13 protein-coding genes are annotated in these 16,329 nt (G+C 64.0%); 1 reads left to right on the top strand and 12 read right to left on the bottom strand.

All coding sequences use genetic code 11. The features are described 5' to 3' along the window. Nucleotides 1-16: 16 nt before the first annotated feature. From HHL21_RS10335 to leuS, 12 genes are all read right to left on the bottom strand, one after another. Nucleotides 17-1,612 (bottom strand): SEL1-like repeat protein, encoded by a 1,596-nt coding sequence (locus tag HHL21_RS10335; RefSeq protein ID WP_169465414.1) that lies wholly within the window; start codon nt 1,610-1,612, stop codon nt 17-19. A 6-nt stretch (nt 1,613-1,618) separates the two neighbouring features. Further along, a complete protein-coding gene (locus HHL21_RS10330) occupies nt 1,619-3,838 on the bottom strand; it encodes a putative bifunctional diguanylate cyclase/phosphodiesterase (RefSeq protein ID WP_370659709.1) in 2,220 nt (739 codons plus the stop codon). A 40-nt stretch (nt 3,839-3,878) separates the two neighbouring features. Further along, nucleotides 3,879-5,969, bottom strand: a complete 2,091-nt coding sequence (locus HHL21_RS10325; protein WP_169465799.1) for an HDOD domain-containing protein — start codon at nt 5,967-5,969, stop codon at nt 3,879-3,881. A 285-nt stretch (nt 5,970-6,254) separates the two neighbouring features. After that, nucleotides 6,255-6,587: a hypothetical protein gene (locus HHL21_RS10320; protein ID WP_169465412.1), complete on the bottom strand. Its 333-nt coding sequence runs from the start codon at nt 6,585-6,587 to the stop codon at nt 6,255-6,257. 92 nt (nt 6,588-6,679) lie between these two features. Beyond that, on the bottom strand, nt 6,680-7,948 hold the full coding sequence (locus HHL21_RS10315) for a multidrug effflux MFS transporter (protein ID WP_206085724.1): 1,269 nt from the start codon (nt 7,946-7,948) through the stop codon (nt 6,680-6,682). Nucleotide 7,949: 1 nt separating this feature from the next. Continuing rightward, on the bottom strand, nt 7,950-9,152 hold the full coding sequence (locus tag HHL21_RS10310; protein WP_441295188.1) for a THUMP domain-containing class I SAM-dependent RNA methyltransferase: 1,203 nt from the start codon (nt 9,150-9,152) through the stop codon (nt 7,950-7,952). A gap of 42 nt (nt 9,153-9,194) precedes the next feature. Then, complete coding sequence (locus HHL21_RS10305) at nt 9,195-9,794, bottom strand: 2-hydroxychromene-2-carboxylate isomerase (RefSeq protein WP_169465410.1); 600 nt, start codon at nt 9,792-9,794, stop codon at nt 9,195-9,197. 12 nt (nt 9,795-9,806) lie between these two features. Beyond that, nucleotides 9,807-10,217, bottom strand: coding sequence for a CopD family protein (locus tag HHL21_RS10300; protein ID WP_169465408.1), 411 nt, complete (start codon nt 10,215-10,217; stop codon nt 9,807-9,809). Nucleotides 10,218-10,234: 17 nt separating this feature from the next. Beyond that, nucleotides 10,235-11,500: a glutamate-5-semialdehyde dehydrogenase gene (locus tag HHL21_RS10295; RefSeq protein WP_169465406.1), complete on the bottom strand. Its 1,266-nt coding sequence runs from the start codon at nt 11,498-11,500 to the stop codon at nt 10,235-10,237. Nucleotides 11,501-11,577: 77 nt separating this feature from the next. After that, nucleotides 11,578-12,594: a DNA polymerase III subunit delta gene (holA, locus tag HHL21_RS10290; RefSeq protein WP_169465404.1), complete on the bottom strand. Its 1,017-nt coding sequence runs from the start codon at nt 12,592-12,594 to the stop codon at nt 11,578-11,580. A 9-nt stretch (nt 12,595-12,603) separates the two neighbouring features. Beyond that, complete coding sequence (locus HHL21_RS10285) at nt 12,604-13,116, bottom strand: LPS-assembly lipoprotein LptE (protein ID WP_169465402.1); 513 nt, start codon at nt 13,114-13,116, stop codon at nt 12,604-12,606. Between the two features lie 3 nt (nt 13,117-13,119). Beyond that, on the bottom strand, nt 13,120-15,762 hold the full coding sequence (leuS, locus tag HHL21_RS10280; RefSeq protein ID WP_169465793.1) for a leucine--tRNA ligase: 2,643 nt from the start codon (nt 15,760-15,762) through the stop codon (nt 13,120-13,122). A 134-nt stretch (nt 15,763-15,896) separates the two neighbouring features. Here leuS and HHL21_RS10275 point away from each other — a divergent pair, with 134 nt between their 5' ends. Continuing rightward, entirely contained in the window at nt 15,897-16,289 is a 393-nt protein-coding gene (locus HHL21_RS10275) for a hypothetical protein (protein ID WP_169465399.1), read from the top strand. Nucleotides 16,290-16,329: the final 40 nt, after the last annotated feature.

Here is a 16,329-nt window from a genome sequence, read left to right as displayed (position 1 = left end):
ATGGAGGGCGCGGCTGTCAGGCCGCCAGTTCGGCTCGCACGGCCAGGCACCGCGCTTGCGCCAGCTGGCTCGGATTCATGCGCGCCGCGGTCGACTTGACGTACCGGGCGGCGGCGGCGATGCCTGCAAGTTCGGCCTGCTGCAGCCAGGTCATCGCCTGGACCAGGTCAGGGACGGCGCCGTGGCCGGCGGCGTGCATCAGGCCGAGGTTGAATTGCGCGCGTGCGTGGCCCTGTCGCGCAGCCTGCAGGTACCAGAAATAGGCGGCCTCGTAATCGCGCGCGACGCCCTGCCCGCTGTCGTGCCGCAGTCCCAGTGCGAACTGGGCGCGCGCGTAACCCTGGTCCGCCGCCTTGCGGTACCAGCTGTACGCCTCGCGGCTGTCGAGCATGCCCGCTTCGTCGCTGTCGAACAGCGCGCCGACCATGAACTGCGCCGGAGCGTAGTCGTGGTCGGCCGCGCGGCGGTACCACGCCATCGCGTGCCGGTAGTCGCGCGGCACGTCCATGCCGCTTTCGTAGCGCAGGCCGAGTTCGAACTGCGCGCGCACGTGGCTTTGTTCGGCCGCCTTGCCGAACCACGCGATCGCTTCTGACGCGTCGCGCTCGACGCCGCTGCCGGCGTCAAACAGCAAGCCAAGGTGGTACTGGGCGCTGGCGAAGCCTTGCTCGGCCGCCTTGCGGTACCAGGCCTGCGCCTGTTCGAAGTCCTGCCCGACGCCCTGGCCATGTTCGTAGCGCAGTCCGAGGTTGTCCTGCGCGCCCGCGTGGCCCTGGCCGGCGGCCTTGCGGTACCACTCCAGCGCCAGCTCCTCGTCGCGCGGCACGCCATGGCCGCTGTCGTACAGGAGCGCGAGGTTGAACTGGGAACTGGCGTGGCCTTGTTCGGCGGCGCGGCGGTACCAGCTGATCGCCTTCTGGCTGTTCTGCGGCACGCCCTGGCCTTTGTCGAAGCGCAGCGCGAGGTTGAACTGCGCCGGCGCATAGCCCTGCTCGGCCGCCTTGCGGAACCACGAGATGGCCTGCTGCTGGTCGAGCGGCACGCCCTGCGCATTATCGTAGCGCAGCGCGAGGTTGAACTGGGCGCGCGCGTAGCCTTGTTCGGCCGCCTTGCGGTACCACAGGATCGCCTGCTTGAAGTCCTGCGGCACGCCCTTGCCGGTTTCGTACATCATGCCGAGGTTGTTCTGCGCGCCGGCGTCGCCCTGGTCGGCGGCCTGGCTGAACCAGTGCATGGCCTGCTGTACATCGTGCCCGACGCCCTGGCCCTTGGCGTACAGCCAGCCCAGGTTGTACTGCGCGGCGGCGTAGCCCTGCACGGCGGCGCGTTCGTACCAGGCGGCGGCCTGCGCGTAATCCTGCGCCACGCCCTGGCCCTTCTGGTACATCACGCCGAGGTTGTATTGCGCATGTTCGAGGCCGGAGTTGGCGGCCTTCAGGTACCACTCGACCGCCAGCGCGAAGTCCTGCGGCACGCCCTGGCCGTTCACGTACATGAAGCCGAGGCTGTGCTGCGCATTGGCGACGCCGCGCTCGGCCAGCGCCTTCACGCGCAGGTATTCGACCGTGTGCCCACGGGCGGCGTCAGGCTGGCGCGCGCTCGCGTTCTGCATGCCTGCTCAGGCCTGGATTGCGGCTGGCGCTGGCGCCGGCACTGGCGCAGGTTCGCGGCCGTCCTGTACCTGCAGCACAGTGATGAAATTCGGCAGCGAGATCGGGCGGTGGAAGAAGTAGCCCTGCATCGTCAGGCAGCCGTTGGCCTTCAGGTAGCGCGCCTGGATATCGGTTTCCACGCCTTCGGCGATCAGGTGCAGGCCAAGCCCGCGCGCAATCGAGATGATCGCCAGGATGACCGGGTAGTGGCCATGCTCGTCGTGGATCTCCTTGACGAACGACTGGTCGATCTTGATGGTGTGGATCGGGAAGCGGTGCAGGTACGACAGCGACGAATAGCCGGTGCCGAAATCGTCGATCGCCACCGACACGCCCAGCTGGCACAGTTTGTTCAGCTGTTCGATCGCGTATTGCGGGTTGCGGATGCAGATGTTCTCGGTGATTTCGCACTCGATCTGGGCCGGCGAAATCCCGTAGCGCACCAGCGCGCCGCGCATCTTCTCGAAGAAGTCGCCGCGGTCGAGGTATTGCGGCGACAGGTTCAGCGACAGGCGGATGCTTTCGCCGCCGGCCGCGTTCCAGAGCAGCATGTCGCGGCACAGCGCGCCGATCATCCAGTCCGAAATCGGCAGCATCAGGCCATTCTCTTCGGCGAACGGCAGGAACTCGCCCGCGGTCAGCAAGCCGCGCTGCGGATGGTTCCAGCGCATCAGGCCTTCGGCGCCCACGATTTTTCCGGTGATGACGTCGATCTGCGGCTGGTAGTACATTTCCAGCTCGTTCTGTTCGAGCGCCTTGCGCAGGCTCTGTTCCAGCGCGATCTTCTGGTGCGATACATCCAGCATCGAGTTGTGATAGAAGCTGTGGCCGTTCTTGCCCAGCGCTTTGACCTGGTACATCGCGATGTCCGCATGGCGAAGCAGCTCGTCGATCGACTCGCCGTCGCCGGGGTAGATCGCAATACCGATACTGGCCGAGATGTGCACCTGGTGGCCATCGAGGTCGAACGGTTTTTGCAGGCATTCGAGGAATTTGTCGGCGATCGCCTTGGCGTCTTCGCGGTCGCGCAGCTCCGGCAGCACGATGGTGAATTCGTCGCCGCCCTGGCGCGCCAGCGTGTCGCCGCGGCGCAGGCAGTCCTTCAGGCGCAGCGCGACCTGCTGCAGCAGCTCGTCGCCCTTGACATGGCCGAGCGTATCGTTGACCAGCTTGAAGCGGTCAAGGTCGATGAACATCACCGCCAGTTCGGTCAGCTTGCGCTTGGCCTGGATGACGGCGAGGCCAAGGCGGTCCTTGAACAGCATGCGGTTAGGCAGGTCGGTCAGGATATCGTGGTAAGCCTGGTACGAGATGACTTCTTCGGCGCGCTTGCGGTCGGTGATGTCGCGCGCGACGCCATAGGTGCCGAAGAATTCGAGCTTCTTCACCTCCAGGTCGGGCACGTGCATGCCGATCGAGTTGAGCGAGATCGTCATCAGGGTATTGTTGAAGGTGCGGTCCTGGCCGCCGCCGCTGTGGTACTTCAGGCGCAGTTCGACGTTGCGCGAAGCGCGTTCGTCGACGCGGCGCTCGTTGAACACGTAGCGCGCGCGCTCCAGGTCTTCTTCGTGCACCAGGATCGAGTAGTGCTTGCCGATCAGTTCATCGCGCGAGAACCCGAGCAGCTGGTAGGCGCGGTCGTTGATGAAGGTGAACTTGCCTTCGTGGTTCAGCGTATAGATGATGTCCGGCGAGCTGTCGACCAGGTAGCGGTACAGCTTTTCGGAGGTTTCGAGCTGCGACGCGATGCGCCGGTTGGCCATCTCGAGCCGGCGCCGCTGCAGCGCGTTGGCCACGGTCTTGAGCAGCTCTTCGCGGCTGTACGGCTTGCGCAGGTAATCGTAGGCGCCGCGCTTGAGCGCGCCGATGGCCGCATCGATGCCGACTTCGCCGCTCATCACGATGACGTCGGCGTCGATGCCCTTGTCGTTGATGAAGTCCATGATCTGGTGGCCGCTGACGTCCGGCAGGCGCAGGTCGAGCAGGACCAGGTCGAAGCGCATCTTCGACAGGTGCGCAAGCGCTTCGCTGCCGCAGGTGGCCGTCACCAGGTTGTAGTCGCGCCCGCGCAGCAGTTCGTACAGCGAGGACAGGAGCCGCGGCTCGTCATCCACCAGCAGGATGCGCGGCAGGGTGACCGTCTCCGATTGGGAAATCTGGGTTGGCTCGCCTGCAGCCGGGGTCATTGCCGAAGTAGCGCTGGCAGTGTTCGCGTTCATCATGGCCTTAAACTGAGTCCACCGCCTGCGCTGGTGCGCTGGCGATCATATTCGCGCTGCTGCGTGCGGGCAGCAGGATTTCAAACGTCGTTCCTGCGCTGCCGCTGCGGCAGCTGATCAAGCCGCCCAGCTGCTTGACCAGGCCGTGCACGATCGACAGGCCGAGGCCGTGGTGCGGGCCTTCCTTGGTGCTGCGCACAGGCGAGAACAGGTTGGCCAGCACTTCGGGCGACATGCCGGGCCCAGTATCGCTGACAACCAGCTCGAGGTACAGCTTTCGTTCGCGGTTGACGTGGCCGCGGTTCGAGATATTGATACGCCCGCTTCCGCCAAGCGCCTCGACGGCGTTCTTCACCAGGTTCACCAGGATCTGCTTGAGGATGTCGGCGTCGCCCTCGATGTCGGACGGGGCGCCGTGCATGTCGACGGCGACGTGCACGCCCGGCGGCACGAAGTCGGTGGCGCGGAACAGGCGCAGCACGTCGTCGACGACCTTGGAGGCGTCGGTGGCGCGGTTGACCGGCGTCGGCTTGAGGTCGGCCAGGCCGTTGATCAGCTGGCCGACGCGGTCGATTTCCTCGTTCAGGATCGACATTTCACCGACCACCGGTTCGCGCTTGGCCAGCTTGTCGTCGAGGACAGAAAGGTAATTCTTGATGATCGACAGCGGGTTGTTCACCTCGTGCACCACGCGGCGCGAGGCTTCACGGTATTCTTCGGCGACGTGGGCGATCTGGCGGCGCGCGTAGCCGCGTTCGGCCAGCGCGGTTTCCAGCGCACTCGCCGCTTGCGCGCCGAACGACTGCATGAAGCGCTCGCGCTTCTGGCATGACGCCACCTGCCACGATGCGAGGCCGCCGACCATCACGCCAAGGCAGCGCGCGCCGGAGACCAGCGGCAGGCATACCAGGCTGTCGGTGCCGAGCATGCGGAACAGCTGCTCTTCGGCCAGTCCGAGCGAAGGCTGGTCGCGGCGCACGAATGCCAGGCGGCGTTCGATCGCCGCATCGGCCACTGCGTTGCCTTTTTCGAGCGGTATCGAGAATTCGGCGATGCGCTGCTGTTCGCCGGTCGGCATGCCAACCAGCGCATGGCCGGTCGGGTTTTCGAGCAGGATGACGGTGTTATCGAAGTCGAACAGGATGCGCGCGGAGCGCGTCATCGATTCGAGCAGGCCGTTCTCGCCCTGCTGGCGCGCGAACGCCTGCCCTACTTCAGACACCAGCACCAGGTTGCGCACTTCTTCGGACAGGCGCTGCTGCACCGGGTCCTGCATGACTTGCGGCGCGTATGCGGGCGGCTGCGGGACGTCGTCCGCACCCGTCAGGTCGATGCCCAGGTGCGCCGCCGATTTGTCGACCTGGCGCGATGCCAGCGCCAGCAGGCGGCCGACGTCGTCCTCCTCCAGGCCGCACAGGCCGAGCGCGCCGCGCACTTCTTCCTGGTCGACGTCGCGCGTCGACAGCAGGTGCGCCACGCGCACGATGCGGATCAGGGGATGGGCTTGCGCCAGGCGGCTGCTTGGCTCGTGGTGGTACAGCACCGAGTCGGCCAGGAAGGAATCGAGGTGCCAGCGTTCGACCAGCCAGGCGCCTGCTTCCGAGTGCGTGATCTGCAGCGTGCGCTGCTCGACCGCGCACAGGTCCTCGTCGTCGCGCGCGCAGAAATTGAATGCGTATTCCTTCGGCGCCGTCGCCAGCAGCGCCAGGCGGCCGACGTTGTGCAGCAGCCCTGCCAGGTACGCTTCTTCCACCTGCGCGTATTCCATTTTCTTGGCCAGCTCGCGCGCGATGACCGCCGCCGTCAGCGAGCTTTTCCAGAAAGCGCGCAGGTCGGTGCTGCCGGAATGAGGGAAGTTATTAAAGGTCTGGAACACCGACTCGCTGATGACCAGCGTCTTGATCATGTCCGTGCCGAGCGTGACGAGCGACTGCTCAAGTCCGACCGTGCGGCTGTTGCGGTGGTAGGCGGAGCTGTTGGAGACGGCCAGGATCTTGGTCGTCATACCCGCATCCGTGGAAATCAATGCGGCAAGCTCCTGCATGCCCAGATCATCGGCCTGCAGGTGCTCTATCAACTTGATCAGTATCTGCGGCATGGCCGGCAGACGGGCAATCAGCAAGCGATTGCGAATATCATGGTCCGATTGATGCATGTCTCAGGGAACAGCCGCCAATTGTCGATGGATTCGGGGTGGCGCTAACGGCGAAGCGGCCACGATGTTTTTTTGTAGTTTTAACGAACAGGGCAGTCTTTGGGCCCCTGTTCCACGCCTTGAATAACTTATATTAGCATATATACACGAAAGTTGACTGTAAGAACATTACTTTCGGAAAATAGTCGCTAGTTTGCCACGGTGCCCCGTGGGCGACAATGAAGGGTTTTATCCCGTGAGTTTAAATACGAGCGCCGTGACGAATCCGACCTGTAAAAACCACAATGCGACGGTCCAGCGCATGATTTCGATCTTGAGCTCGGCGGCTGACTTATCGATCTTCATCTCGAGGCGATCGACCTTTGCATCGACCTTATCGATGCTGGCCTTGAGTGGCAAAAGCTCGTAGGCGAGGTCGTCGCGTGGCAGGTAGCGCGCATCAGCCCACTTGCGCTCCGCGCTGATTACATCCGCTAGAACCTTGGCCTGCTCATGCGGGACGCCGCCGCCCTCGAGGCGCTCGACGAGCTTAAGTACATCTGGCGGGACACCGTTGTTCATCTTAAGCTCCGTTCGAGGCGACCCACGGAATTCGCAGACATACCAATTAGACTGGCGCGCCCCCTTGCAGTTCCGCCCCCGCGACCGGAATCCTATGCCAAACGGCGGCTGCGGTAGCGCCTTGATGCCGACCAAAGCACCAGCGAAAACAGGGCAAACGCCAGCTGTCCACTGGCGAGCCACAACACCGAATGCGACAGGAAGGGTGCGATCACGCCGGCCACCAGGGCTCCAAGCAGCGTCACCGCGAACGACTGGCATGACGCGACCGTGCCGCGGATATGCGGAAACATGTCGAGCGCCAGCAGCGTGACGGCGGGCGCCATCAGCGAACTGCCGAAGGTGTAGAAGAACATCGGCGCGACCGACCAGGGCACGGCGGGCGGCATGAACACGTGATACAGCACGTTGGCGGCGGCCGCGGACAACATGAAGCCAAAGCCCAGCGCCACCTGGCGGCCGAAGGTCGATTTCCCGGCCATGCGGTTGGCTGCGAGCGATCCGAGGAACAAGCCTGCGACGGTCGGGATGAACAGCCACGCAAACTGGTCGGGACCCAGGCCCAAGTGCTGCGGCAGCATCACCGGCGCCGCGGCGATATACAGGAACATGCCGGCGAAGTTCGCCGCTACGACTCCCGCCTTCATGTGGAACAGCGGCGAACTGAAAATCGCCCAGTAATTCTGGGCGACGTAGCCAGGATTGAATGGCTGGCGTTTTTCCTTCGGCAGCGTCTCGGGCAGGCGCTTGTAGCAGAACCAGGTCAGCACGATGGTGTAGCCAAGCAGCGCCAGGAAAATCGTGCGCCAGTCGAAAAACTTGACGATCCAGCCGCCCAGCACCGGCGCAATCGCGGGCGCGATCGAGAAGATCATCGTCACCAGCGACAGCAGCCGCGCGGCCGGCGCGTCTGAATACAGGTCGCGGATGATGGCGCGCCCGACCACCACCCCGGCGCCCGCCGACACCCCCTGCATGATGCGGAAAACCCACAGGTAGTGCACCGAATGCGCCGACGCGCAGCCGAGCGTGCCGATCGCGAACACCACCATCGACACCAGGATCACGTTGCGGCGGCCGAAAGCGTCGGCCAGCGCGCCATGCCACAGCACCATGACGGCAAACGCCAGCATGTAGGCAGTCAGCGTCTGCTGGACCTCGATCTGGGTGGCGTGCAGCGCCGCCTGAATGTTCGGGAAGGCAGGCAGGTAGGCATCGATGGAAAATGGACCGAGCATCGACAGCGCCGCCAAAAGCGTCGCCAGCCCTGTCGCGCCCAGCATTGCGATTTTGTGCGCGGGCGGCAGCGGCACCGGGGTTACCGGATCTGGCGGGATATTCGGCGGCTGCGTCGGGAACATCTCAGTCCTGTTTAGGCTTGGCTTCTTCGCGGCGGTTGTAGCCGGCGACCATGTCAAACCTGAACAGGCGGCACTCCAGCGCACCATTGAAGAAAGGCGTCTTGCGCGCTTCCTTCAGGCGCAGCAGCTTTGGCAGCGACAGGTCGGCGGTGAACAGGAACACCGTCCAGCCGGCGAAGCGCTGCTTGAGCGTGGTGCCGAGCGCCGAATAGAAACCGACCGCCATCTCGTCGGCCGGGATAGTGCTGTCGCCGCGCACGCCGATACGTTCGCCGTACGGCGGGTTGGTCAGCAGGATGCCCGGCTGCTCGGTCGGCGGCTTCACTTCCTGCGCCTCGATCTGCTTGAGCGGCACATCGAACATGATGCCGGCCATTTTCAGGTTATGGCGCGTCATCGCGACCATGTCGCCCGAAATGTCGGAACCGAAAATGGTCGGCGACTCAGGCAGCGGATCAGGCTTGATCGCGTGCTTCATCGCCAGCCACGGGGCCGGATCGAAGGTGTGGAACTTCTCGAACGCGAACTTGCGGCGCGCGCCGGAGGGAATGCCCTGCACCTGCTGGGCCGCTTCGACCAGGATGGTGCCCGAACCGCACATCGGGTCGAACAGCACCATGCCAGGCTTCCAGCCCGACACGCGCAGCATGCCGGCGGCAAGGTTTTCGCGCAATGGCGCGTCGCCGGTCTCTTCGCGCCAGCCGCGCTTGAACAGCGCTTCGCCGGAGGTGTCGAGGTAGATGGTGAAATTGCGCTGGTCGAGGAAGCCGACGATGCGCATGTCAGGCTCGCGGGTGTTGACCGACGGACGCTTGTTGAACTGGTCGCGGAAACGGTCGCACACGGCGTCCTTGATCTTCAGCGTGGTGAATTCGAGGCTGCGCAGCGGCGACTTGACCGCGGTGACATCGACGCGGATCGTGTGGTCGACATCGAACCAGTCCTCCCACGGCTGCGCCATCACGAGGTCGTAAATGTCGTTTTCGTTCGAATAGCTCGAATGCCCCATGCGCATCAGCACGCGCGACGCGATGCGCGAGTGCAGGTTGATGCGGTACGAGTCGGTCAGGTCGCCGGAGCAGTGCACGCCGCCCGGCACCTGGTTGTGCACCTTCATGGTGGTGCTTTGCTGGGCGATCTCGCCCAGTTCCTCGGCCAGCGCCGCTTCCATGCCGCGTGGGCATGGGCAAAAATATGAAGCCATGGTGTACCCTTTATCCGTTGTAAAAATGAAGTCTTGCGCTGTCTATTCCAGCGCGCGCCTGACGAAGTCGAGGCGGTCCTGCCCCCAGAAGCCCTCGCCATCGACGACGTACCAGGGCACGCCGAAGATGTTGGCCGCGATGGCCTCCTCGGTATTACGTTCATACTGTTCCTGCACGCCCGGCGTCTGCGCCGACTTGAGCAGCATGCGGCCGTCGAAGCCGCACAGGTTGGCGATCTGCGCCAGCGTGTCCTCGTCGGCGATGTTCTTCTCTTCGGCCCACAGCGCGCGCATGATGGCGCCCGACAGGTCGAGCGCCGCATCGGCGCCCAGGCTGGTGCGTGCCGCGATGACCAGGGTCGATGCCGCATCCGGCGACACCGGGAAGAACTGCGGCTGCGTATTCATCGGCACGCCGAGGAATGTCGCCCAGCGCTCCAGCTCGACCAGGCGGTAGGCCTGGCGCTGCGGTGCGCGCTTGGCCAGCGGCAGTCCGCCGGACACGCTGAATACTTTGCCGAGGTCGAAAGGCTTCAGTTCGACCTGCGCGCCGGTTTCGCGCGCCAGGTCCACCAGGCGCTGGTGGCCCAGGTAGCACCACGGCGACTGCGGCGACAGGAAATACTCGACATTTTTGCTCACCTCATCACCTCATCAGAAAGGCTTGACCACCACCAGGATGACGATCGCCAGCAGCAGCACGACCGGCACCTCGTTAAACCAGCGGTACCAGGTGTGGCTGCGTTTGTTGGCGGCGTTCTCGAACTTCTTCAGCAGCGAACCGCATGCATGATGGTAGCCGATCGCAAGCACGACCAGCGCAAGCTTGGCGTGCAGCCAGCCGCCTTTGAAACCGTAGCCGAGCCACAGCCAGACGCCGAACACCAGCGCGGGAATCATCAGCATCGACGTAAAGCGATACAGCTTGCGCGCCATCAGCAGCAGGCGCGCATGCGCCACCGTTTCGGTTTCCTGCGCCAGGTTCACGAAGATGCGCGGCAGGTAGAACAGGCCGGCGAACCAGGAGATAACGAAAACGATGTGCAGCGCTTTAATCCAGAGCATGTGGGTCCAGTCTTAGGTTAGTTACGTACTTCGCCGTGTCCGAACACGACGTACTTGAGGGAAGTAAGGCCTTCCAGTCCGACCGGGCCGCGCGCATGCAGCTTGTCGTTCGAGATGCCGATTTCGGCGCCGAGGCCATATTCGAAGCCGTCGGCGAAGCGGGTCGAGGCATTCACCATCACCGATGCGGAGTCCACCTCGCGCAGGAAGCGCATCGCGGCGCTGTAGTCCTCGGTGATGATCGATTCGGTGTGCTTCGACGAATAGGCGGAGATGTGGTCCATCGCCTCGTCGAGGCCAGCCACGATTTTGACGGCGAGGATAGGCGCCAGGTATTCGGTCTTCCAGTCCTCTTCAACCGCTTCAACCAGGTGCGGGTAGCCGGCCAGCAGCGCGTACGCCTCCGGGTCGGCGCGCAGTTCCACCTGCTTCGCCGCGTACAGGTGCGCGAGTTCCGGCAGCACGGCGGGCGCGATGCTGCGCTCGACCAGCAGCGTCTCCATCGTGTTGCAGGTGCCGTAGCGGTGGCACTTGGCGTTGAACGCCACCGGCACCGCCTTGTCGAGGTCGGCCTTGGCGTCAATGTAGACGTGGCAGATGCCGTCGAGGTGCTTGATCATCGGGACCGTCGCCTCTGCCATCAGGCGCGCGATCAGGCCCTTGCCGCCGCGCGGGACGATGACGTCGACGTACTCCGGCATGGTGATCATGGCGCCGACCGCGGCGCGGTCGGTGGTGTCGACGATCTGGACGCCGTGCGCAGGCAGGCCGGCGCCGGACAGGCCTTCGGCGACAATCTTGGCCAGCGCGCGGTTGCAGTTGATCGCTTCCGAGCCGCCGCGCAGGATGGTGGCGTTGCCGCTCTTGATGCACAGGCCGGCCGCGTCCACCGTGACGTTCGGGCGCGCTTCGTAGATGATGCCGATCACGCCCAGCGGCACGCGCATCTGGCCGACCTGGATGCCGCTCGGGCGGACTTTCATGTTCGAGATCTCGCCGACCGGATCGGGCAGCGAGACGATCTGGCGCAGGCCTTCGACCATGGTCGCGATGGCGGCGTCGGACAGGGTCAGTCGGTCGATCATGGCGGGATCGAGGCCGGCGGCCATGGCTGCGTCGAGGTCGAGCTGGTTGGCGGCGCGCAGCAGGGCGGCGTCGCGAACGATGGCGTCGGCGATCAGCAGCAGTGCGCGGTTGCGGGTGGCGGTGTCGGCGCGGGCCATCGCGCGCGATGCGGCGCGGGCCTGGCGGCCGGTGGTTTGCATGTATTCGGTGATGTTCATAGTGTGCGGTTCTTTATGCAGCTATTCGGCGGATGTACGGGGGGGGCGCCGAGCCCTGCGCTCTTCCACCGATTCGATCAGCCCCTGGCCACCTTCAAAGCCAGCTGCAGCATCGCATCCCACGCATCGCCCGCGAACGCCCTGGCGCGCAGGCCCTTGATCATCTTGTCGACCTGCGCCGCCTCGCGCATCGCCGCTTCCAGCGTTGGAAGACTGATGCGCCGCAGCGCCGGCTCCATCATGCGCTCGCGCGGACCCCAGATCCGGTACTCCTTGAGCAGCACGCCGAGCGGCCTTCCCTGCGCCATCCCGGACTTCAATTTTAACAGCGTGCGAATTTCCTCGGCGACGGCCCATAAAACCAGCGGCAGCGCCTCGCCCTCGCCTTTCAAACCCTCCAGCATGCGCACCAGCCGCGCCGCATCGCCCGACAGCATCGCCTCACTGAGCTTGAACACGTCGTAGCGCGCCACGTTCAGCACCGCGTCGTGAATCTGCTCGAAGCTCAGCTTGCCCGGCTCATGCAGCAGCCCCAGTTTCTGGATTTCCTGATGCGCGGCCAGCAGGTTGCCCTCGACCCGGTCGGCGATGAAGTCCAGTCCCTGGCGGTCCGCGCTCTGCCCTTGCGCCGCCAGCCTGGCGCCGATCCATCCCGGCAGCTGCGCGCGTTCGATGGTCGGGATCTCGATATACACCGCTGCCTGCTGCAGGTTCGCCACCCAGGCCGCCTTGGCGGTCTGCCAGTCCAGCTTCGGCAGCGTGATCAGCGTGAGGTTGTCGGGATTGAGGTCCTTGGCGTAGCTTTGCAGCGCCGCCCCGCCGTCCTTGCCCGGCTTGCCGGTCGGGATGCGCAGTTCGATCAGCTTCTTGTCGCCGAACAGCGACATCGCATTGTTCGCGGCCAGCAGCTCGCCCCACTTGAAGGTGCGTTCCACCGTCAGCACGTCGCGCTCGGAATAACCGTTGGCGCGCGCGGCCTTGCGGATCTTGTCGGCCGCCTCCAGCGCCAGCAGGTGCTCGTCGCTGCTGATCACATACAGCGGCGCGAGCGATTTGGCCAGGTGTCCTTCGAGTGCGTCAAACCGCAGTTGCATCGCCTGTCCTTACACTGGCTTGATCGCGGCCAGGCGGCGCAGGATCTGCTGTACCAGGTCGGTCTGCATGTCGCGGTACAGCAGCGCTTCTTCCGATTCCTTGGCCAGTAGTTCGGTTTCGTTGAACGTGATCGAGCGCTTCAGGCTGATCTCCGTGGGCCCGAGCAGCTCGGCGCCGGCGGCGTCGCGCACGCGGAACACCAGCGTGTAGGTCAGCAGGTATTCGCGCACGCGGCCCTGGCTGTTCAGCGACAGGATAGCCTTGCCGCGCGATTCGGACAGCACGTCGAAACGGGCTTGCGCCTGGTCCGCCTCGGCCACCACCCTGGTGTCGCCGCCGCGCAGGTTGCGCTTGAGCTCAGTGCCGAGCGGCGAGGTCTCGGGGAAGGCCAGGTAGATGCTCTGGAACGGCATGTTGAAGCGGCCGTCCGACCCGCGCAGGTGGAAGCCGCACGCGGTCAACGATGCAGCAAGTACGATCAGGGCGACGGCGCGCGGCAGCGCCTGGCGGAGGGCGTTCATCGCTTAGACCACAATGCTGATCAACTTGCCGGGAACGACGATCACCTTCTTCGGCGGCGTCTCGACGAACTTCTGCGCGGTTTCGGATGCCAGCGCCAGCGCTTCGATGGCGGCCTTGTCGGCGTCCTTCGGCACCTTCACCGAACCACGCAGCTTGCCGTTCACCTGGATCATCATCTCAATCTCGGCCTGCTCCAGCGCTGCGGGATCGACCTGCGGCCACTGCACGTCGAGGATGTCGCCGTGGACCGTGGCGTAGCCAAGCTCCTGCCACAGCGCGTGGGTGATGTGCGGCGCGACCGGGTTCAGCACGCGCAGGAAGATCGACAGGCCTTCGGCGATCACCGCGTCGGTAGCCGGGCCGTCTTCCAGCTTGCTTGATTCCAGCGTGTTGAGCATCTTCATGCAAGCCGATACCACGGTGTTGTACTGGATGCGCTTCAGGTCGTAGTCGGCCTGCTGCAGGATCTTGTGCAGGTCGCGGCGCAGCGTCTTGTGCGCTTCGCTTGCGCCTTCAACGGCAGGATTGGCGATGCCGCCGGCAACGCGGCCCGACTGGGCGTACGCGAACGCCCACACGCGGCGCAGGAAGCGGCTGGCGCCTTCGACGCCGCTGTCCGACCATTCCAGCGTCTGCTCCGGCGGCGACGCGAACATCGTGAACAGGCGGGCCGTATCGGCGCCGTACTGCTCGATCTGCGCTGCCGGGTCGATGCCGTTGTTCTTCGACTTCGACATTTTCTCGGTGCCGCCGATCAGCACGTCGGCGCCGTCGGCCTTCAGCCTGGCGCCTTGCGGGCGGCCCTTGTCGTCCAGGGTCAGGTCGATGTCGGCCGGGTTGTACCAGGTCTTCTTGCCCGACGCTTCTTCACGGTAGTAGGTCTCGTTCAGCACCATGCCCTGCGTGAGCAGGTTGACGAACGGCTCGTCGAACTTGACCAGGCCGAAGTCGCGCATCACCTTGGTCCAGAAGCGCGCGTACAGCAGGTGCATGACGGCGTGCTCGATGCCGCCGATGTACTGATCCATCGGCATCCAGTAGTCGTTGCCTGCGTCGACCATGGCGTCGGACGAGCCTGGCGAGGTATACCGCATGTAGTACCACGACGAATCGACGAAGGTGTCCATCGTGTCGGTCTCGCGGCGCGCAGGCTTGCCGCACTTCGGGCAATCGCACTTGAGGAAGGCTTCGTGCTTGTTCAGCGGGTTGCCGGTGCCGTCCGGGACGCAGTCTTCCGGCAGCACGACAGGCAGGTCCTTTTCCGGGACCGGCACCACGCCGCACTCGGCGCAGTGGATCATCGGGATCGGGGTGCCCCAGTAGCGCTGGCGCGAGATGCCCCAGTCGCGCAGGCGGAAGGTGGTCTTCTTCTCGCCCAGGCTTTGGTTCGCCAGGTCGCCGGCGACCGCGTTGACGGCTGCAGTGTAGTCCAGGCCATCGTACTTGCCCGAGTTAACCAGCTTGCCGTTTTCCTTGTCGCCGTACCATTCCTGCCATGCGTCGAGCGAGTAGTCCTTGCCTTCGCTCGCCACCACCTGCTGGATCGGCAGGTGGTATTTTTTGGCGAACGCGAAATCGCGCTCGTCGTGCGCCGGCACGCCCATCACGGCGCCGTCGCCGTAGGTGATCAGGACGTAGTTGCCGACCCAGACTTCGACCTGCTCGCCGCTGACCGGATGGGTGACGAACAGGCCGGTCGGCATGCCCTTCTTTTCCATCGTCGCCATATCGGCTTCGATCACGGAGCCCAGCTTGCACTCGGCGATGAAGGCGGCCAGTTCAGGATTGTTCTTTGCCGCCTGCTGCGCCAGCGCGTGTTCCGGCGCCACTGCGCAGAAGGTCACGCCCATGATGGTGTCGGCGCGCGTGGTGAACACATACAGCTTGCCGTCGTTGACCAGGGCGCCGTCGTCGCCCTTGATCTGGTGCGGGAAGGCGAAGCGCACGCCGGTCGACTTGCCGATCCAGTTCGCCTGCATCACGCGCACGCGCTCAGGCCAGCCTGGCAGCTTGTTGTCGACGTAATCGAGCAGTTCGTCCGCGTAGTCGGTGATGCGCACGTAGTACATCGGGATCTCGCGCTTTTCGATCAGCGCGCCCGAGCGCCAGCCGCGCCCGTCGACGACCTGCTCGTTGGCCAGCACGGTCTGGTCAACCGGGTCCCAGTTCACGGTGCCGGTCTTCTGGTAAATGATGCCCTTCTCGAGCATCTTCAGGAACATCCACTGGTTCCACTTGTAGTATTCCGGTTTGCACGCCGTCATTTCGCGCGACCAGTCGATCGCCAGTCCCATCGAAGACATCTGGTCCTTCATGTGGGCGATGTTCGCGTAGGTCCACTGCGCCGGAGGCACGTTGTTGGCCATCGCCGCATTCTCGGCCGGCATGCCGAACGCATCCCAGCCCATCGGCATCAGCACGTTGTAGCCGTTCATGCGCAGGTAGCGGTACATCACGTCATTGATCGTATAGTTCCGCACGTGGCCCATGTGCAGCTTACCGGACGGGTAAGGCAGCATCGAGCAAGCGTAGTACTTGCCCTTCGGGAAACGCGGGTCGTTCTCGACCGCCTTGTAGGCGTCGATCGCCTTCCAGTGGGATTGGGCGGCTTGTTCGACGTCGGCTGGACTATATTTATCTTGCATCATGGTGTGCGGCCAAGCGTGGCCCGGCTAAAAGTGGAGGATATGAACAAGACATTATACTGGTTCAGCATTCCTTGCGGCGGTGCAGCGAACTGGTGGGCTGAACTATGGGGGATGGGGCGTGTCTAACGATTATGACAACCCAATTTGACTCGCTGGACTACGCACAACGGCTGGAGCGCGCGGGCGTTCCCGAAGATCAGGCCGCCGTTCACGCCCAGGTGCTTCAGCAAGCGCTCGGACAGGTCGTATGCGCGCGGCAACTATCTGCGGCTGAGGGTAGCTTGCATCAGGAAATCCGACTGAGTGAAGAGAGATTAGCGAATCAAATAAACCGCGTGCGGGATGAGCTAAACAGAAAAATTGAACTGGTACGTGTCGAACTCGACGCCAAAATTGAGAACGTACGAATCGAGCTTGAAGCAAAAATCGACGGAGTCCGCTCGGAGTTCAAATACATGCGCTGGTTGATCGGGGTGGTAATTGCCTTGAACACGGCAATATTAGTAAAAATGTTGAACGTCTGACAATCAGGGATTACCATAGCCTTTTGTGACCAGGAGACGA

Source organism: Massilia polaris, from assembly GCF_012927275.1.
Classification (GTDB): Bacteria; Pseudomonadota; Gammaproteobacteria; order Burkholderiales; family Burkholderiaceae_D; genus Telluria_A; species Telluria_A polaris.
This window is presented reverse-complemented; position numbering and strand designations above follow the sequence as displayed.